The sequence below is a fragment of the Mucilaginibacter antarcticus genome (assembly GCF_042686155.1).
GTDB classification, from domain to species: Bacteria; Bacteroidota; Bacteroidia; order Sphingobacteriales; family Sphingobacteriaceae; genus Mucilaginibacter; species Mucilaginibacter antarcticus.
This window is the reverse complement of the sequence record NZ_JBHUON010000031.1, coordinates 12,778-31,920: the sequence shown is the minus strand read 5'-3', so window position 1 is coordinate 31,920 and position 19,143 is coordinate 12,778. Positions and strand designations below refer to the sequence as shown.

The following is a 19,143-nucleotide window of genomic DNA, read 5'->3' as shown; positions in this document are numbered from 1 at the left end:
GGTCAGTTTGCCCCGGAATGGGGTGGTCAATTTGACGCGGAATCACTGGTCACATTCCGCCGGAATTGGGTGGTCAATATCAGCGGTATATCCACCTCTGACTCCTGATACCATGGGTTATTTCTGTGTCTTCAGAGATGAATTCTTCAAGGAGAATCTACGGCTTAATCTGGGCGATTTGCCTCTATTTTCTGTCGGGGCATACCCGGTATTCAACCTTACAGACAATACAAATCAAGAGGTTCATATGCTGTTTGAAAAGATGATTACAGAGTTAAATTCAAATTACATTTATAAATATGAATTGGTTAAAAACTATGTAAGTGAGCTCATATATCTAGCCATCAAGCTCCAGCCATCAAAAAACGTTTTTCAGCATCCCGACGCCAGCTCCAGGATAACATCAGTCTTTTCAGAAGTGCTGGAACGTCAATTTCCCATTGAAGCCGCTTCACAACGGTTCGAGTTTCGTTCACCTAAGGTAATTGCAGACCGGCTTGCGGTACATGTCAATTATCTTAACCGAGCGATCAAAAAAACAACCGGGCGTACAACCACTGATCATATATTTGAACGTCTCACCGCCGAGGCAAAGGCATTATTAAAATATACGGACTGGAATATAGCCGAGATCAGCTATGCTCTGGGTTTTGAGGACCAGGCGCATTTCAATAAATTTTTTAAAAAACAGGCCAAAATTAATCCTTCTTCCTTCCGGCAGGTTTGAATTTGACAAATAACGGTTTGATATCAACAAACCGTAAGTTTTATTGAAGACTAACTTTGTATCAAAAATTAAATATCATGAGCGATACAAAAGTTTGGTACATAACAGGAGCATCAAAAGGCATGGGTTTGGCGATCGCTAAACAGCTGCTATTACAAGGTCATAAAGTTGCTGCAACCTCAAGATTAATTTCAGGATTTCATCTACTTCCTGATTTTGACGACCTTTTCCTGCCATTGAAGGTCGATTTGAAAAGTGAATCGTCCATTGCCAATTCCATTAAGAAAGTAATTGATAAGTTTGGACGCATTGACGTTGTCGTAAACAATGCTGGTTATGGGCTTGGCGGGGCGCTTGAAGAACTGACATCTGAAGAAATCTCTGAGAATTTTGAAGTTAACTTTTTTGCAGTTGTGCGGGTGGTTCAGCAGGCGCTACCTTATTTAAGAAAACAGCGTTCGGGCCATATCATTAACATCTCTTCTATTGCCGGTTTTGCCCCTGGCTTGGGCTGGTCAATGTATTGCGCGGCTAAATTTGCAGTGAGCGGCCTGACAGAAGCACTTGCCAATGACCTTAAACCACTGGGCATAAATGTTACCAACGTTTTACCGGGATGGTTCAGGACAAATTTTGCTAAAGCAGATTCAATTGCCTATAATAAAAACAGGATTGAAGAATATGTTTACCTACGGGAATATCATGAAAAGATGAACGACATGGATGGGGCACAGTTAGGTAATCCCGATAGAATTGCTGATGCATTTTTAGAACTGGTGAACAGCCACAACCCTGCAACAACTCTTTTCCTTGGCAGTGATGCTTTTAATCGGGCAAAAAGTAGAATTGAACAACTGAATATTCAAATGGATAGTTGGAGAGAGATTTCGTATTCAACCGATTTTAGTTCATAAAGAATACCTTTGAATTCCTGAACAAAGCAACCCAGGTAATAAAGTGGAGATTCGACGAACCAGACACTTGATCCAGGCGGTGGATGGTAATTTGACATTTTTGAATTAATTAAAGTGTGTTTATTATAAACTACAAACTTTCAAAAAACGGTAGAATAACGACATTATTGACTGGCTTCTAAGATAATCAGGGAATAATGAGAGGATGTACTATTAAAGAATATCAGATCCAGGTTATTTAAGAAAGTTAAGTATACTTTCAATTCTTTCCTGAACTGTATAATCCCCATTAATACTGATCACTGGACATGTAAGCTGTTCTAACCAAGATTCATGTGCTTTCAAGTTACGGCCTTTGGCTGTATTGTCGTCGTAACCATGTGCCCATTTAATGAAGGTTTCATATTTTAAAGCTTTGTCCTTATTAGTAAAAAGGCTAGTACCGTGACGTTCTAATTCCCTATCTTTCAATCGTTGTATTCTGATTTCTCGGGGGATATAGAGAAATATAACCAGATCAAACAAATCTTCCCATCCTAGCTCCCAATTAATTACAGAGCCGCCTACTATCCAATTGCTGTTTTTGGCTAAATCCTGTTGAATCCTTTCATTTCTTTCGTCCGGATTGCATCTAACAGTAAAAGGAGGATCGGATGGTTCCCAGAAGTAGTTATCCGTATCAAAGTAAGGAAAGCCCAATTGGGCTGACAAAGCCTTACCCAACGTTGTTGATCCGGCACATGAAGCACCCATGATATGAATTTTCATAGCAGCTTAAAATTGATGTAACTCAAAGATAACTTAACTTTGTAAACTTAATAATCCCTCTTTACTGGATATCATAATACGGTGGAATTTTAATAATTCAAATGGCAATCTGTCAAATAACCGAGATTTTTCTGTTTATCTTTTTTTATAAATTCAAATATTGAATTGAAAAATTCCTCGGGTTTTCTTTGCCATTGCCAATAACTATATGGCCAACTTGTTATGCTCTTTAAGAAATATTTCTGTTTTTATTCAGCCTATAATTTATTTTAAGCTACTTGTCTATTGCCTAGCTGACAAGTCAAGAATATTGTAACATAAAATCAGGCAGGATATGGAAATGATTTATTCGCAAAAGCGTAATGTAACGCCCACCCAAGCGGTGGAGATACTGGCGAAATATGGCACAAAAGTTACCCCAGAAGAAGCACAATTAATTTTGGATTTCATGTATAAATTCGGTAAATTAGCCATAGATACAGAACTTAAAGCACTGGAATTCAAGTTTAAACAAAACCTTAATAAACTTTGATCACTTTGCATAAATTCAATAATTTGCCATGAGAACAGCTGATATATACATAAGGGTAAGTACCGACGAGCAGGCAGATAAAGGATACTCGCAACGATTGCAGGAAGACGTACTTCTTAAATATTGTGAGATCAATAATATCAAGACAAGAAAGATTATTTTCGAGGATCATTCCGCCAAAACTTTTGAACGGCCCGAATGGAAGAAACTGCTTGCCGAGCTTAAGAAAGCTAAGGGTAAAACAGACTTGGTGCTCTTTACCAAATGGGACCGGTTCAGCCGTAATGCAAGTGATGCCTACCAGATGATCAGTACTCTCCGCCGGATAGGCGTAGAACCCCAGGCCATTGAGCAGCCATTGGATATGAACGTGCCGGAAAACAAGATGATGCTGGCTGTCTACCTAACCACGCCGGAAATAGAAAACGACCGCAGGGCACTAAATGTAAAGCAAGGTATGCGCCAGGCACGAAAGGAAGGCCGATGGTTAGGCGTTGCCCCTCCAGGTTACATCAATCGAACGAGGGAAAACGGGACTAAGTATGTCGCTATCGATGAGCCAGAAGCCACTCACATGCGCTGGGCTTTTGAGCAAATCGCCGAGGGTGTGTTCACGACGCAAGAAATTTACAAAATGGCCGCACACCGAGGCTTGAAATGCAGTGCAACCAGTTTCAGGACAGCGTTGCGGAATGTAGGCTATTGTGGAAAGGTTTTGGTGTCCGCCTACAAGCAGGAGGAAGAACAGCTGGTAAAGGGATCGCATGAACCACTCGTATCCGAAGTATTGTTCTATAAGGCGCAGGAAGCTATGGACGGTAGGGTGCGGGATATTGGCATCAACAGCTCTCATGGCGTACTGGTGGTTACGCCAGATAAGTTGCCTTTAAGAGGTTTCCTGAATTGTAACCGCTGTTCTCGTTTACTCACAGGTAGCGCCTCCAAGGGACGTAATAATTATTACCATTACTATCATTGCCAGCCGTCCTGTGGCGTTCGTTACAGGGCTGAGCCAGTCAATATGGCCTTTGTAGAGAAACTGCGTGAGTTTATTCCAAAGCCAGGCATGGCCGAATTGTATAAGGAAGTGATTCTGGACTTGTATCAGGGTGGAACGGGCTACTTGCGCTATGAACGTAAAAAGTTCATAGCAGGAATCACACAAAACAATAACCGAATTACCAAAGCAAGGGAATTGTTGCTTGCAGATGATATTAGCGGTGCTGATTATAAAATGATCAAGACGGAAGCGGAAGAGAAGATTGCCAGACTGGAGGTTATGCTAAATGATTTTCTCGCCAATAGTGCTGCTACTGTTGATATTGATAAGGTTGTCTACAAAGCTGTGGAAAACCTCAAAAAGCTTGATCTATTGTATTTAAACGCAGATATTAGGAGACAGCGAGATATGATTGGTTCGATCTTTCCTGAAAAGTGGGTTTTTGACGGACAGGTACATCGAACCGGAAAACTGAATGAAGCAGTGCATCTTATTTACTTAATAAACAGCAAATTAGGCAATAAAAAAAGCCGTGTCAGAACGAAAATTCGTAGTGATCACGGCTTTGTACCCAGCGCCGGAGTCGAACCGGCACGGTTTCCCACAGGTGTTTGAGACCAGCGCGTCTACCAATTCCGCCAGCTGGGCATGCTTATCTGTTGATGTCTTTCAACCCTCAGAAGCGGGATGCAAATGTATTTAAAGTCGATCTAATTCGCAATAGGTATTTGATGTTTATTTAAAAAACTATCAAGTTATTATTTTTGAATTATTTTAAACCTCGGTTGTGTATTCTGCAGTCGTTGCAAGGATAACGCCCAGTTCAATATGCTATTGTGCTTTAAAATTTATAGTTGAAAAACTAATTTTTGAAGTATCAAAGCTCATATTTTTGGTTGTAAACTAATAACATCGAAAATTATATGAGCATACCAATAGACCAAAAAGCACCGCAATTTTTCCACGGAACCAAGGCTCAGCTAAACCCCGGCGATCTAATAGCACCCGGTTTCAATTCAAACTACGGCAAGCAGAAACAAGCCAAATATGTTTACCTGAACGCAACACTGGATGCAGCTATTTGGGGCGCCGAATTAGCTTTAGGCGATGCACCTGGCAGAATTTATATTGTTGAGCCTACCGGACCGTATGAGGACGATCCCAATTTGACCGATAAGAAATTTCCGGGTAATCCGTCAAAGTCGTATCGTACGGGTGCGCCATTGCTTGTTGTGGGCGAGGTTACTGACTGGCAGGGACATTCGCCTGACCGCCTACAGGAAATGCGGGACAACCTGGATCGACTAAAGCAAAGGGGAATTGAGGCTATAGAAGACTAACCGATCAAGGCGCTACATTAAATACTTAAGCTATTGCGTTAAATACGCGAAAGGAAACATATTTCACTTCTAATTAAAACTTTCTAGCCGTTGTGTGTTTATCATTAACTCACCAAAATGGTGGGCATACAAAACATCTAACTCAAAAACAAAAATGGCACACTTAGAAGTAGAACCAAAAAAATCAAACCCGTTGTTGTGGATTATCCTGGGGTTGGTAGCCTTAGCAATCCTGTTTTTCTTATTTAAAGGTTGCGGTAAAGAGAATGCTGGCACCGCGACAACCACCGACACTACCAGCAGTACTACTGTAGATACTTCAAGCCGCGAAACAGTAGCCGCTACACAACCAGACTGGAGCAAAGTAGACTTTAACTCGCCGGAGATTACCGACGCTGACATTACGGATAAAGACGTAAGTGTACGAGGAAATGATGACTATACCATTTATAGCCTGGGCGAGGATATCCTTTTTGCGACTGGCAAAAACACCCTGCAAGGCAATGCCGAGGCTAAGCTTAAACAAATATCGACTGCGTTGGGTAATCGCTTTAAAGGCGCTGTTGTAGCCGTATACGGCAGTACAGATTCGACGGGTGATGCGGCAGACAACAAGCAATTAGGGGCCGAGCGTGCTAACGCAGTGAAAGACTGGTTAACCAATAATGGTATCACGGCCGACAAAATCTCTGTGCAATCTCTTGGCGAAACTGAGCCGGTAGCCAGCAACGAAACCAAAACAGGCAGAGCGCAAAATCGTAATGTATCTATTGTAGCATTTAGGTCCAAATAATCATTAACAAACTAAAAACTAATAACATGACATATCAGGAAGAAAATAAATATAACCGCCTTGAAGAACTTAATGGTAGCGACTACCAAATAGTAGAAGGCGAACCGGATATAACCGGATGGGAAGTAATTGATGCCCAAGGCCGCCGTATAGGCGAAGTTGATGACGTGCTTTTTGACACGCAAACTCGCGATGTACGCTACATGATTGTTGATTTAGAAGAAAATGAATTAGACATTGATATTGCTAAAAAGGTGCTGATACCAATTGGTATTGCTGAGCTACCTGAACTGTGCGAAGAAGACGACGATGAAGTTGCTGAAAATCAGCTTAACAACACCGGAGACGTTGTTGTAACGGATGTTGACGATTTAGATGATGAAAATGAATACGACGACGATGATGAAGAAGATGAGCTTGTCTATTTACCATCGGTAACGCTGGAGCATTTAATGGCATTGCCGGCTTACGAAAAAGGTATGCTGACACCCGAAACAGAAACTACGATCAGAAGCGTGTTTGAAAAACCGGATAATGATGTGTTAATAGTTTACCAGCAAGACACTTTTTATACGCACGATCATTTTAACAACAAGATTTATCCTAAAACGGGCGAAGCTTCGGACGAACTTGACCGCAGTGACTTAGGAACTGACGTCCGCAAGGAAGATGATAATCCTAACAGAACTTCATTTTAATACCTTAAAGGTGCTGGCCAACTGGTTAGCACCTTTTATTTACAATTTAAAAAAGCCCAAAACGGCCGGTTTGTTACATAACCCGGTTCACGGTCATTACTATATGCTTCGCGTTCGAAAATTATAGCCTTATATGCTCTGTCATGATTTTTAAACCTGAAAAGGTTAAATAGATAAATGATTAGATAAACCATGTAAAATGGCAGCACCAACATCTCCTGTTGTTGTTTAAGATGAATGGTTTCATGGCGGATAAGCACAGCATCACGTCTATGATCAGCTTTTTTGAGCAGAATAAACGGGTAAATTGCCATGCCGTCTACATTTAAATAGGGAATAATTATAATAGGATAGCCCATGCCTAAATGTAGCCAATTTATGGTTGCTTCAAATTATCTTTCTGTTAATCTGTCATCAAAATCCATTTAAACCAATATTTATTTCTGGTTAAAATCCCTCAAAAATACCATGGATCAGGGAAATATGTTCGCGTTACACGTAGAAGTTTGTTAACGCGGTTGGAGCATTACCCGCGATGGCCGCACTACCTGTAAAAGCCGAAGCGCTGGAAAGCGTTACCGTCCCCGAACTTACGGCCATTTTAAAATCCGGGCCTTACCTGCAGGCACCTACTACCAATAGCATTATCATAAGGTGTATAACCAATAGCCCGGTTTATCAACCATTTACTTGCTTATAGCTGTTGCTTTTTCTGTATCTTGTTTTTTACATAATTTTAAATGAACATCAACTATATTTATGGCAAACAAAGAACTGATATGATTAAGAAATTTACCAAGCTTACGTTTTTAGTACTGTTTTCTGCTACAACTTTCGCGCAGACTGCCCCACCGGCAACAGGTACAACCGGCCAAAACCCTCAACGTGCCAGGCGCGGCGGCCAAATGGGTTATACCGTAACGGTTGTTAACGACACAAAAGTTAACGTAGATACTGCTGCTGTTAACGCCGCATTTAAATCAGTGTACCCTCCATTTGCCGGTGCAGATGGTTACAGAACCGCCAGGCAGGTTACTATGCGTGTTATTGATACCGCTAAAAACTTTACACTGAGCGCTAAACCAGGCGCATTTGTTGTAAACAGCAAATGGATTAAAGACAAAAAGAATGCTGCCCAATTTCAGTATCATTTACAAGAAGCCTTGCACAAAAACTGGGCTTCTGTTGATACTATTAAGAAAGATGGCTTCCAATTGGTGTTCATCAACAAAAACTCTGATTTTGTACCAAGTATTAAAGCAGAGTTAATAGATACTTATTTCAAATCGTACCCACAATTAGTGGCTATGTTTAATGAGAAAGCTCCACACGAAGTAGTATTTGTTACTGATACCGCTTATACGGGAGTTGCAGAGGCAAGTGGTAATCGCATTTTGTTCTCTACCAAATACATGAAATCACACCCAACTGATATCGATGTGGTAACTCACGAAGGTATGCACCTGGTACAGGGATACGGTTACGGATCAGGCCCTGTTTGGTTGACCGAAGGTATCGCTGATTTTATCCGCTACAAATTTGGTGTAGACAATATTGGTTCAAAATGGACCATGCCTGAGCTTTCTCGACTTAGTGCCGACCAATTAAAACAAAAATACAAAAACAGCTACAGGATCACAGCTCGTTTCTTTGAGTGGATTGATCAGAAAGTTAAACCCGGCATGATCATTCAACTTGACAAAGAATTACGCAATCATACCTATACAGACGCTACCTGGGCTGCACTATCTGGTAAAACTATTGATGAACTTTGGGATGATTATGCTAAAAACCCGGAGATTACCATCAAATACAGTGGTAAAGAAAGACCATAACAACCTATAACAGATACTAAAAGAAACCCGGTGCAATTTGTACCGGGTTTCTTTTTTACTAAATTTAGCCAACAAATATTTCCTGATGATTAAAACTATCTTTGGTTTAACTACCCAAACTACCGTTGCGTTATTACTAATCAGTAGCGTGGCAACTTTCTCGCAAACTAATCTGACCCGTAAAAAAGCCGATGCAATTGCCGCTACTGAACTACAAACCCAGATCGCGCAGCAAAAAGTAAAGGCTGAAGCCGAGTGGGCCGCAAAGCAGATTGAGCATAAAAACTTCACCATGAAGTTTACTACCCAAATATTTGGCGATAAGCCTAAGGATGGCCGTAGTTTATATATTTCCCTACATGGCGGCGGTGGCACCACCGCAAAAGCTAACGATGGACAATGGGAAAATCAGAAGAAACTGTACACACCAAAAGAAGGTGTCTATTTTGTACCACGCAGCCCGGCAAATACCTGGAACATGTGGCACGACTATCCTATGGACGAACTGCTGGCCGAAGTTGTTAGAAGCGAAATTGCTATTGATGACGTTAACCCTGATAAAGTTTATGTAATGGGCTACTCTGCCGGCGGTGACGGCGTGTTTCAACTTGCGCCGCGTTTGGCTGATTACTGGGGCGCCACAGCTATGATGGCCGGCCACCCCGGCGATGCCCAGATCTTGAATTTAAAGAATGTGCCATTTACAGCCTTTGTTGGCGGCAAAGATGCAGCCTACAAACGTAATGAATTGGTAGCTCAATGGGGCAAACGCATGGACAGTCTTGCAACAGCATATCCGGGCAATTTTATACATGATACGCATGTTTATGCTGATATGCCGCACTGGATGGGCCGCAAAGATACTATTGCCGTACCATGGATGGCGTCGTATAGACGTAACTCGCTACCTAAAGATATTATATGGATACAGGATGATATCCTGCGTAGCCAGTTCTACTGGTTAGGTACCGATGTAGCTACTGCAAAACAAGGTTTAAAAGCACGTGTAGCGGTTGCGGGAAATGATATTACTATCATGGAGAACCAAAACGATGTGCTTTATATCTACCTGAACGACAACCTGGTCAATCTGGATAAAAAAGTAACTGTTAGTATAAACGGTAAAAAAGTTTTTGATAAAAAAGTACTGCGAAATGCGAATGTGATCAAACAGTCAATAGGTGCACGTTTGGATAAAAGCCTGATTTTTAGTGGTAAGCTGGTAATTAAGAATGGTGAGGTAAGCGCGATATAGCCCGGCTTTCTCTTCTTCATAGAAAATGGACGGTGTGGTTTATAGGTATATAAAAAACTATGTCGGTGAGCGCGACCCAGCTCTTGTAAGTAAATTATTACAAAGCCTCAATAAGCTCCAAAATACTTATTATTGAAGGATAAACCGTTTGCACAAACGACACACTCCTTTAACAAAATGTCAGGCCAAATAAAGCACATGAAATTAAAACATTTACTTTTTACCCCACTATTATTTGCTAACACCGCTTTTGCTCAGCAGCAGGATTTAGTTAGCTACGTTAACACACTTCAAGGCACCAACTCTAAGCACCAGTTAACCCGCGGTAACACCTACCCTACCACGGCCCTGCCTTTTGGCATGCACACCTGGACACCGCAAACCGGCAAGAACGGCGACGGCTGGAAATATCAGTATTTTTTGGATCAAATCCGGGGGTTTCAGCAAGCCCACCAGTGTAGTTCATGGACCCGCGACTATGCGGTGTTTTCTTTAATGCCGATGTCTGATGAATTGGTGGTTGATGAAAACAAGCGCCAGGCTAAATTTAGTCATGCTAATGAAGTCGCGAAGCCCAACTATTATAAGGTAAAGTTTGATAACCAGATCACTACCGAAATATCGCCAACCGAGCGAGGCGCGCATTTGCGTTTTAGTTATCCGGCAGGTAAAAAAAGCTTTCTGGTTTTAGATGGCTACACGCGTTTAAGCGGCGTTAAGATAGAGCCGAAAAAAAATAGAATAACCGGCTGGGTAAACAATGGCGAAGGTTTTAAACGTGGCTGGAAAAGTTATTTTGTAGTGCAATTTGACCAGCCGATAAAAACCTACGGAACCTGGGAAAATAAGAATAACACCATTAACGCAGATTCGCTTGTGGCAGAAGGTGCAGGCAAAGGAGCTTATATAGAGTTTAAGGCAGGCGCTAAGGTGCAGGTTAAAACCGCTTCATCATACATTAGCCTTGAGCAAGCCCAACTTACCTTAAAAACAGAGTTGGGTGCTGATAAAAGCCTGGAGCAAACTAAAGCCAAAGCCGCCGCGATTTGGAACCAGTCTTTAGGTCGTGTAACCGTTGAAGGTGGTACTAAGGCTGATATGGAAACTTTTTACTCATGTTTTTTTAGAGCAAGTTTGTTTTCGCGCAAATTTTATGAGCTTGATGCCAATAACAAACCGGTATATTTTAGCCCTTATGATGGCCAGGTACACAACGGTTATATGTACACCGATACTGGCTTTTGGGATACCTTCCGTGCGCAGTTCCCGCTTAACTCATTGGTTCAACCAGAAATGCATGGCCGTTATGTTGCAGCTTTAATTGATGCTTACAAACAATGCGACTGGCTGCCGTCATGGTCTTTCCCGAGCGAAGGCGGTAGTATGATCGGCAATCACGCCATATCATTATTGGCTGATGCCTGGGCTAAAGGTATCCGTACGTTTGATCCAAAAGAAGCTTTAAAGGCTTATGAGCATGAAGCTATGAACAAAGGCCCGTGGGGGCCGGCAAATGGTCGTGATGGTTGGAAAGAGTACTACCAATTGGGCTATGTGCCCTACCCTAAATACCGCGAAGCAACAGCTAAAACGTTAGAGTACGCTTATGATGACTGGTGTGGTTATCAATTGGCCAAGCAAACCGGCAACCAGCGTTATATGGATCTGTTTGCACGCCAGATGTACAACTACCGTAATGTTTATGATCCATCAACCCGTTTTATGCGTGGCAAAGGTATAGATGGCGAGTGGACTAAAAACTTTGACCCTATTGAATGGGGCGGCCCATTCACCGAGGGTAACTCCTGGCACTACACCTGGTCTGTTTTTCAGGATACTGAGGGTTTAATAAACCTGATGGGTGGCAACAAAAACTTTACTGCCAAGCTTGATTCGGTGTTTACCGAGCCAAACAAAGTTAAAGTAGGGACTTATGGTGGCATGATCCACGAGATGACCGAAATGGTGATGGCTAACATGGGTCAGTATGCACATGGCAACCAACCAATACAACACATGGTTTATCTGTATGACTATGCCGCCGAGCCTTGGAAAGCACAGTTCCATGCCCGTAACGTGATGTCAAAATTATATGATGCCACAGAAAATGGTTACCCGGGTGATGAAGACCAGGGTCAAACATCATCATGGTACGTATTGAGTGCTATGGGTATGTACAGCGTCACCCCCGGCACCGGCGAGTACGCTTTAGGTAGCCCGATGTTTAAAAAGACAACCATCAATTTAGAGAACGGTAAAAAGTTTGTAATTGAAGCCGCGGCTAATGATAAAGATCACATCTATATTCAATCGGCAAGTTTAAATGGCGCTAATTACACCAAAAACTTTATTACCCATGCAGATCTGTTAAAAGGCGGTACGTTAAAGCTTGACATGAGCAACAAGCCAAATACGCAACGCGGGATTGGTGCTGATGATAAACCATTCTCTTTAACCAAGTAATAAACGATTCAAAAGCAGGCTATGTGGTCTGCTTTAATACTATCCGTATGAAAAAGATCTCGCTTTCTGTCGCCGTTCTGCTTATAAGCACATTTGCAGCTCATGTGTTTGCTGTAGCTAAGCCATTTATCAGTAAATCGGCCTATGGCGAAATAGACGGACAGAAAATTTATCAGTATACACTAACCAATAGCAATGGTATGGTGATGAAAGTAATTAACTACGGCGCAACTATAACAGATATCATTACGCCGGACAGGGCTAATAAAATGGGCAGTGTTGTGCTGGGTTTCGATTCTTTAAAACAATACCAGGGTCGTAACAATGCGCTGCTGGGCGCAGTCGTTGGCCGTGTTGCCAACCGCATTGCTAATAAAAAATTCATATTGGACGGTAAAGAATACCTCCTCCCTTCAAATATACACGGTGGGCCTAAAGGTTTTGATAAACAAGTCTGGGCCATTGAAGAGCTTCCCGGTAGTACAGAAGTAGCCTTAAGATTAACTTATTTGAGCCCTGATGGCGAGAGTGGTTTCCCTGGCAACCTGAATGTGACGATGATCTACACGCTTACTAATAACAACGAGGTTAAACTTAAATATGCTGCGACTACCGATAAGCCCACGCCGGTAGTGTTAACAAACCACACCTATTTTAACCTCACCGGCACCACCGGTAAGGTAGCCAACACTGAGTTAACTATCCAGGCTGATAAATATCTTGAAGCTGATAAAAATGTAATGCCAAGCGGCCACATTCTTGATGTAAAAGGTTCGCCATTTGATTTCACTGTTAAGAAACTAATAGGTAAAGACATTGAAGCAAGTCAGGGATACGATCTAACTTTTGCGTTGCGCAACACCTCGGGCAAATTGGCTCTTGCTGCAACTACCTATGATCCCGCCAGCGGACGCCAGCTGCAGGTGTACACAACCGAGCCTGGTGTTGTAGTATATACAGGTAATCATTTTAGTGAGCGTATTATTGGTCGCGGTGGGCCGTTTACAAAATGGGGCGCGCTATGTTTTGAGACCATGCATTTTCCGGATTCGCCGAATCAACCGACATTCCCCAACGTGATATTGCGTCCTGGGGAGAAATTTAATTCGGAAACGGTTTATAAGTTTTCAGTGCGTAAGTGATTGCCGTTTCTTACTACAAGCCTTATATTTGCAGGATTGTCATTCTAACATATTTATTCTATGCATGCGTTCTACATTAACTTTATAAGAATTGCTATACTCTCGCTTATATTACTGACAGGCTATTCAAAAACGGCGGTTGCTCAAACAAATGAATTTTCGGGCTGGGCGGCATGGTTTCACATCCAACGTTTGTCTAAGCACTGGGGTGTTTCTTTTGATGGTCAGTTTCGTTCAGCACATCATGCCGATTATCTTAAAAATGTACTACTGCGGCCAAATATCAATTACTACTTTGGAAATAAAAGTGCTACCGTAGGATATGCCTACGTATCTGCCGCTGGCCGCAATGCTGCCGCTGAGAAAACGTTGCGCCACGAAAATAGATTGTTTGAACAATTTATAGTTACGCAAAAGGCTGGTGCCAACACGGCAATTACACACCGTTTCCGTTTAGAGCAACGTTTTTTAGGTTCGACGGCTACTCAGCCTGATATTTTTTCGCAAAGGGTAAGGTACTTTGTACGCGGGGTTATTCCGTTTAATAATGAGGCCACTTTTACAAACGGGGCATTCATGGCACTGCAAAATGAAGCATTTGTTAACGTTCAAAATAAAACTCAAATTAACAATCACTTTTTTGACCAGAACCGTGCGTACGTTGCTCTTGGTTATCGTTTTAGTAAAAGAATTGATTTGGAGGCGGGATATTTAAACCAATACATACAGCAAACTTCAGCCCATGTAATTAATCATGTAGCACAAATTGCGTTATATACCCGTTTTGGACAATAAGGGTGAAGGCCAAAGCACTTATTTGGCTTGTGAAAATAAGAAAAAGCTAAATTAAATACAGAAAAACGGCAACTATCGCTGTTTCTCGCCGGCTAAAGGAAGACTAGAGATATACAATACAATACCGATACCGAAAACTATAAAGCCCCCGTAAGCTAAACCTGCAGAAGCACTTAAACCGCTATTTGAGTCGCCAAGGTTTAAAGCGTGATCAGGGGTAAATACAAATGATCCGCCAACAATCACTATCCCAATCAGTGTAATTATAAGTCCTAAGGTCTTTTTCATATCAGATTATACAATATTATAGCGCAAATATATAAACTTTGTGTTTTAATTAAATAGCCATAAAACAATTCTTTTAGTAAAATCTTTTATAAATATATTTTATCTTGCCCTACCCCTCTACTATGTATTACAAAGTTACTTATCCGAAGAAAAAGCAAATTTCGTTGCATGGAATGTTGTTTGCTTGTTTTACAGTTTTTATAATTTTTATAGGCAATACAGCTAAAGCTCAAGTGCCTGTTAATTTTGAACAACCTGTCGCAAAAGACAGTATAGCCAAGCCCCGTATTCGCTGGCGCGACAAACCGATTCGTAAAACCCGCGCAAGGTTGGAGCTTGGCGCTGTAGTAGTTATACCTTGGATATATGATAAATTGCTTGGAAAAGACTATGCTAATATCACTTGGGAAACTACCAAACGTAACGTAAAACCAAGTTCGTGGGAATGGGATGATGATTTTTTTCAAACTAATCAATTTGGTCACCCGTTTCATGGTAGCCAGTTTTACAACTCATTCCGCACCAACGGATATACATTTTGGGAATCTGCCCCTGCAACCGCAGTAGGTAGTTATGTTTGGGAGACTTTTGCCGAAAATATGCGGCCATCCATAAATGATTTCGTTAATACCACCTTCGGTGGTATTGTGTTAGGTGAGATGACCTACCGTTTCGCCAACAAGATAGTCAACAATCAACGTGCAGGTTTCAGGCGTCAAGCCAGCGAGGTGCTAGGTTTTGTTATCAATCCAACTAATGGGCTGAACAGGATAATGGATGGCAAATGGGGCCGTGTATCCAAAAACTCTAAAATTGATTCATCACAAATAATTGTGGAAGTAGACGCTGGTATCAGAACTTTTAATCGTGTCGGTTCTAATATTTTGCACAATAGTAATTACGGAGCATATGGGCGCGTTAAGGTAGTGTACGGTACCCCTTACAATGATTATGATACCCCCTTTAGTAACATAAATGTGAATGTTGAATTTGGGAAGGATGATAGTTCTAAATTAAATGTCATTGCCGTATATGGATCGTTAGCTGGATGGGAAATCAAATCGAACGAAAAGTTACAACACCTGGCAATTTTGTCGGCAAATTATGATCTGTTGAATAACTCGGCATTTTTTTACGGAGGACAAAGCGTTAAAATGAATTTCTTGTCTGAGTATAATATCACTAAAAAAACAAAGATCAACACTAACTTTAGTGGCGGTCCCATTCTATTGGCCGCAACGCCCGACCCTTATTTGAAATTGAAGCACGGACGTAACTACGATTACGGTGTAGGTGCCGGTTTCGGTGTAAGTGGTTTGCTGACTATAGAAAATACATTTACTTACGGCTTTAATTACCGCGGAGGTTGGACACACACGGTAAACGGACACCCATCCCACCATTTCTTGCATACTGTATCAAGCGAGGCTAGCGTTTTATTATCAAAAAGATTTGCACTGGCAGCTGAAACAGGGTATTTTCATTTGCATAGCAATTATCACGAATTTCCTACGACAGATAATAATTACCCCTATCTGCGCATTTCAACCCGTTACACATTTAAGCTTTAAATCAGTCTTTTAGGGATGGCCTATTACCTTACGCCTTGATATATGATAGCCAATACCGGCGGGACTAAAGACGACAGGACAGTGTTGGAGGGAATAAGTTAGTATCACCTCTTCAGTAACTTATTGAGTTAACAAAAAAGGCGTCTCGGTAATCCAGGACGCCTTTTGTCGCTGATCTCTCGAAGTTAGTAGTCTGAATAATCGGTCGGGTACAAAAAGAAGCTTTCGGCTTTTGATACGTTCTTTTGGTACTCAGCCATTTTGCCCAGGGCTTTAAACTTTTCATCGGCAAAAAATAGCTTCCACTTAGCCTTGTTATCATCCATACTGTTAAAGGTAGTCATATACATAAGGTTAGGCATGTGGCTGCCGGCTATAACCTGGGCATAAAATACGGCGTTAAAATCGTAACTTTTAAATATGCCTATCTCATCCCCCGCATTAAACATCTTAACCTTGCTGGCATTGTATTTTTCAGTTGCGCTTTCATAGCTACGCATTTCATAAATCCGGTCGGCTTTTCTTGCCGTTAGGTTAGGGGTTAAAGGTTCAGGCGCATTGGTGAATGCACGTAGTACAATGGTTTCTATGCGATTGTATGTTGGATCGTTGTATTGCGCATCCAGGTAGTCCTTCCCGGCAGCAGTATAAGTTTGATCTTTCTGTATCTTTTGGTCGGTGGTTTCTAAGGCGTCCCAGGTTTTGTATGGCACAAACAGGTAGAGCTTTTTATCCAGGCTATCTTGCTTTATGGGTTTAAAAACGCCTACGCTTTTAACACCTGCTTTATGCACTGCCGGTAGGTACGCATTTTGCAGATAAGCGTCCAGCCTATTCTCTTGCGCTTTTGTTTTGAAATGATAAACCTTGATTTGATAATAATATGGCGTGGCTGCTTTTACATACAAGGTAGAGCACAGGCAGATTGTAAACACAAAAAACGCGGTAAGCGCCATTGAGCCATTTTTAATTATACGATCAGTCATAGTTATTAATCAGTTGTTTTGGTTAAACGTGGTAAACTTACAATTATCAATACAAATATGGCGGTAACCAGTTTTAATAAGTTTGCGTCGACCCCAATATCCAGTGTAAGTGCAAGCACCAGTTGAAACACTACCGCACCTGCCAATACTAACGCCAAACTTAGCCATACAGCTGTGATTTGCGACCATCCTATCAATGTCTCAGCAATGATGACGGACCCCAACCCTACTATCACTATCCCTATCCCCATATTGATATCCGCAAATCCCTGAAATTGTGTAATTAGATAACCACTTACTGCTGTAAGTGCATTAGCTAACGCTAGTCCGGTAATCTTCATCCTATCTGTATTAACACCAAGCGCCCGGACCATTGATTCGCTATTGCCGGTCGCCCGCATAGCTATTCCAAAGTCTGTTTTTAGTAGGTAAGCTATCAAAGCGGTTATAGCCACAACAAATAACAATAGTATAACTAAGGTATTTTGGTTAACATCTGTCACTACAGAGATTGACGTAAACAAGGATGCAGTTCCTATCAGTGGGAGGTTAGAACGCCCCATTACGGTTAAGTTGATAGAGTACAAAGCGGTCATCACCAATATGCCGGCTAACAGCGGGTTAATCTTTAACTTAGTATGTATAATGCCTGTTATAGCGCCCGCTAACCCGCCTGCAAGTATCACCGTTGGCAGTATCAGGTAGCCTGCTACGTGGTTAGTAAGTAGAATCCCTGTCACTACCCCACCTAACGTATAGCTACCATCGGTAGTGATATCCGGAATGTTAAATATCTTCATAGAGATGTAAATACCCAGTGCAATGCCTGCAAAGCAAAGGCCCTGTAAGAGCGCGGTGAGGTAAAAACTCATTACTTAACGGCTACAAAATTTGAAGGTATATTGATATGGTACTTCTTAACCGCCTCGGGGTTATACACCCGTTTTCTTATCTTAACCATTTCTGGTTTCAGGCCGTCGGTTTTGTTGGTTTTTAAGTATTGGGCGGCTTGCTCGCCTGCCTGGTAGCCCCATTGATAAATGTCGGCACCAAAGGCGGCCACTGCACCGCGTTGTACTAAACCAGCCTCGCTTGTGAAAATGGGCACATCGGCCTGATTACAGTTCTTCAAAATAGTCTCGAAGGCGGCAAAAACCGTGTTGTCCGGATTGGCGAAGAAGGCGTCTATCTTTTTAGATAACAACGCCTGCGTTACCAATTGCGCATCTGCCGACGAGTTGAGCGGCAAGGCTATAAGCGTTACGCCCAATTGATCGGCAAGCGACTTTATGCGTTGCATAGCATCTGCCGATTGCGGTTCGGATTGATTGTAGATCATGCCAATAATCAGCTTCGCTCCTTTGGGTTTTAACAGATTGGTAATAAGGTTAAAAGAAGTATCTATATACGCTAAATCTTCAACGGCACCGAACAGGTTTGCAGGTGCTTTACCATCAGCGCTGATAACTTTCATTCGCTCGGGTGTTGGCGATACCATCTCAAAAATTGGGATAGTTTTGGTTTTTTGCACTGCTGTTACAGACGATAGCGTAGTGCTGGTAGCCAGCAGTGTAACGTTCTCAGAAACAAAGTAGTTAACTATTTGCGTGAGCGTCGGTATGTCGCCCTGGGCATTGCGGTATTCTATTTTTACTGTCTTGTCGGCCTCGCTGAAGCCGTTTTTCTTTAAGGCGTTGGTAAAACCTGTACGTGCTTGTGCTATTGTAGCATCTTCAAAGGCATCAACAAAACCAACCACCGGCACGTTGGATGTCTTTTGCTGATTGCAGGCAAGAAAGACCATAACTGAAAGCAATAGCGGTAGATATCTCTTCATAATCACTAAGGTAGTATAAATGGCTTAAAAGGTTATGCGATGTTTTAGATAATATGAAACAGTTGAAACAGCATGTTTTGATAATGTGTTCATAATTAATTGTTTGTGATTTTAGGTGAAACAGTTTGCAACAGTAGTAGTACTTGAATGTTGGTTATTTAACTTATTGAAAAACAATTAATTATTCGGTTTTTATCTA

Annotated in this window: 20 protein-coding genes and 1 tRNA gene; 14 read left to right on the top strand and 7 right to left on the bottom strand. The window is 41.8% G+C overall.

Annotated features, from left to right (window positions below):
* Both ACFSYC_RS18390 and ACFSYC_RS18385 read left to right on the top strand, forming a co-directional pair.
* On the top strand, positions 1-727 hold a 727-nt coding region (locus ACFSYC_RS18390; RefSeq protein WP_377130315.1), incomplete at its 5' end, for a helix-turn-helix domain-containing protein.
* A 77-nt stretch (positions 728-804) separates the two neighbouring features.
* On the top strand, positions 805-1,641 hold the full coding sequence (locus ACFSYC_RS18385) for an SDR family NAD(P)-dependent oxidoreductase (RefSeq protein WP_377130314.1): 837 nt from the start codon (positions 805-807) through the stop codon (positions 1,639-1,641).
* Positions 1,642-1,875: 234 nt separating this feature from the next.
* On the opposite strand, the gene ACFSYC_RS18380 is transcribed toward ACFSYC_RS18385, so the two are convergent.
* Complete coding sequence (locus ACFSYC_RS18380) at positions 1,876-2,409, bottom strand: AAA family ATPase (RefSeq protein WP_377130312.1); 534 nt, start codon at positions 2,407-2,409, stop codon at positions 1,876-1,878.
* Between the two features lie 334 nt (positions 2,410-2,743).
* Between ACFSYC_RS18380 and ACFSYC_RS18375 the strand changes: the two genes are divergently transcribed.
* Both ACFSYC_RS18375 and ACFSYC_RS18370 read left to right on the top strand, forming a co-directional pair.
* A complete protein-coding gene (locus ACFSYC_RS18375) occupies positions 2,744-2,941 on the top strand; it encodes a hypothetical protein (RefSeq protein WP_377130311.1) in 198 nt (65 codons plus the stop codon).
* A 28-nt stretch (positions 2,942-2,969) separates the two neighbouring features.
* Positions 2,970-4,556: a recombinase family protein gene (locus ACFSYC_RS18370; protein WP_377130317.1), complete on the top strand. Its 1,587-nt coding sequence runs from the start codon at positions 2,970-2,972 to the stop codon at positions 4,554-4,556.
* On the opposite strand, the gene ACFSYC_RS18365 is transcribed toward ACFSYC_RS18370, so the two are convergent.
* Positions 4,510-4,589 (bottom strand) — tRNA-Leu (locus ACFSYC_RS18365). The genes ACFSYC_RS18370 and ACFSYC_RS18365 overlap by 47 nt on opposite strands.
* 275 nt (positions 4,590-4,864) lie before the next feature.
* Here ACFSYC_RS18365 and arr point away from each other — a divergent pair.
* From arr to ACFSYC_RS18350, 3 genes are all read left to right on the top strand, one after another.
* The gene (gene arr / locus ACFSYC_RS18360; RefSeq protein WP_377130310.1) at positions 4,865-5,281 is read left to right on the top strand and encodes an NAD(+)--rifampin ADP-ribosyltransferase; all 417 of its coding nucleotides are present in this window, start codon (positions 4,865-4,867) and stop codon (positions 5,279-5,281) included.
* 154 nt (positions 5,282-5,435) lie between these two features.
* The gene (locus ACFSYC_RS18355; RefSeq protein WP_377130309.1) at positions 5,436-6,074 is read left to right on the top strand and encodes an OmpA family protein; all 639 of its coding nucleotides are present in this window, start codon (positions 5,436-5,438) and stop codon (positions 6,072-6,074) included.
* A gap of 26 nt (positions 6,075-6,100) precedes the next feature.
* On the top strand, positions 6,101-6,772 hold the full coding sequence (locus tag ACFSYC_RS18350; RefSeq protein WP_377130308.1) for a PRC-barrel domain-containing protein: 672 nt from the start codon (positions 6,101-6,103) through the stop codon (positions 6,770-6,772).
* Positions 6,773-6,807: 35 nt separating this feature from the next.
* On the opposite strand, the gene ACFSYC_RS18345 is transcribed toward ACFSYC_RS18350, so the two are convergent.
* Positions 6,808-7,131 carry a hypothetical protein gene (locus ACFSYC_RS18345; protein WP_377130307.1) on the bottom strand — a complete coding sequence of 108 codons (324 nt, stop codon included), beginning with the start codon at positions 7,129-7,131 and terminating at the stop codon, positions 6,808-6,810.
* Positions 7,132-7,307: 176 nt separating this feature from the next.
* Between ACFSYC_RS18345 and ACFSYC_RS18340 the strand changes: the two genes are divergently transcribed.
* The 6 genes from ACFSYC_RS18340 to ACFSYC_RS18315 all read left to right on the top strand — a co-directional run bounded on the left by ACFSYC_RS18340 (position 7,308) and on the right by ACFSYC_RS18315 (position 14,262).
* Positions 7,308-7,472, top strand: a complete 165-nt coding sequence (locus ACFSYC_RS18340; RefSeq protein WP_377130306.1) for a hypothetical protein — start codon at positions 7,308-7,310, stop codon at positions 7,470-7,472.
* Positions 7,473-7,512: 40 nt separating this feature from the next.
* On the top strand, positions 7,513-8,607 hold the full coding sequence (locus ACFSYC_RS18335; RefSeq protein ID WP_377130305.1) for a basic secretory protein-like protein: 1,095 nt from the start codon (positions 7,513-7,515) through the stop codon (positions 8,605-8,607).
* A gap of 85 nt (positions 8,608-8,692) precedes the next feature.
* Positions 8,693-9,862, top strand: coding sequence for a hypothetical protein (locus tag ACFSYC_RS18330; protein ID WP_377130304.1), 1,170 nt, complete (start codon positions 8,693-8,695; stop codon positions 9,860-9,862).
* 198 nt (positions 9,863-10,060) lie between these two features.
* Positions 10,061-12,325, top strand: a complete 2,265-nt coding sequence (locus ACFSYC_RS18325; protein WP_377130303.1) for a GH92 family glycosyl hydrolase — start codon at positions 10,061-10,063, stop codon at positions 12,323-12,325.
* A 47-nt stretch (positions 12,326-12,372) separates the two neighbouring features.
* Positions 12,373-13,467 carry an aldose epimerase family protein gene (locus ACFSYC_RS18320; protein WP_377130302.1) on the top strand — a complete coding sequence of 365 codons (1,095 nt, stop codon included), beginning with the start codon at positions 12,373-12,375 and terminating at the stop codon, positions 13,465-13,467.
* Positions 13,468-13,527: 60 nt separating this feature from the next.
* Positions 13,528-14,262: a DUF2490 domain-containing protein gene (locus tag ACFSYC_RS18315; RefSeq protein WP_377130301.1), complete on the top strand. Its 735-nt coding sequence runs from the start codon at positions 13,528-13,530 to the stop codon at positions 14,260-14,262.
* Positions 14,263-14,334: 72 nt separating this feature from the next.
* Here ACFSYC_RS18315 and ACFSYC_RS18310 read toward each other — a convergent pair whose 3' ends face one another.
* Entirely contained in the window at positions 14,335-14,550 is a 216-nt protein-coding gene (locus ACFSYC_RS18310) for a hypothetical protein (protein WP_377130300.1), read from the bottom strand.
* A gap of 122 nt (positions 14,551-14,672) precedes the next feature.
* Between ACFSYC_RS18310 and ACFSYC_RS18305 the strand changes: the two genes are divergently transcribed.
* Positions 14,673-16,121 (top strand): DUF3943 domain-containing protein, encoded by a 1,449-nt coding sequence (locus tag ACFSYC_RS18305; protein WP_377130299.1) that lies wholly within the window; start codon positions 14,673-14,675, stop codon positions 16,119-16,121.
* 185 nt (positions 16,122-16,306) lie between these two features.
* Here the strand turns inward: ACFSYC_RS18305 and ACFSYC_RS18300 are convergent, their stop codons facing one another.
* Genes ACFSYC_RS18300 through ACFSYC_RS18290 form a run of 3 tightly spaced genes read right to left on the bottom strand, consistent with a single transcriptional unit; the run spans position 16,307 to position 18,944 of the window.
* A complete protein-coding gene (locus ACFSYC_RS18300; RefSeq protein ID WP_377130298.1) occupies positions 16,307-17,107 on the bottom strand; it encodes an NIPSNAP family protein in 801 nt (266 codons plus the stop codon).
* A gap of 5 nt (positions 17,108-17,112) precedes the next feature.
* Positions 17,113-17,979: an ABC transporter permease gene (locus ACFSYC_RS18295; protein WP_377130297.1), complete on the bottom strand. Its 867-nt coding sequence runs from the start codon at positions 17,977-17,979 to the stop codon at positions 17,113-17,115.
* Entirely contained in the window at positions 17,979-18,944 is a 966-nt protein-coding gene (locus ACFSYC_RS18290; RefSeq protein ID WP_377130296.1) for an ABC transporter substrate-binding protein, read from the bottom strand. The genes ACFSYC_RS18295 and ACFSYC_RS18290 overlap by 1 nt, the downstream gene beginning before the upstream one ends.
* Between the last annotated feature and the right edge of the window lie 199 nt (positions 18,945-19,143).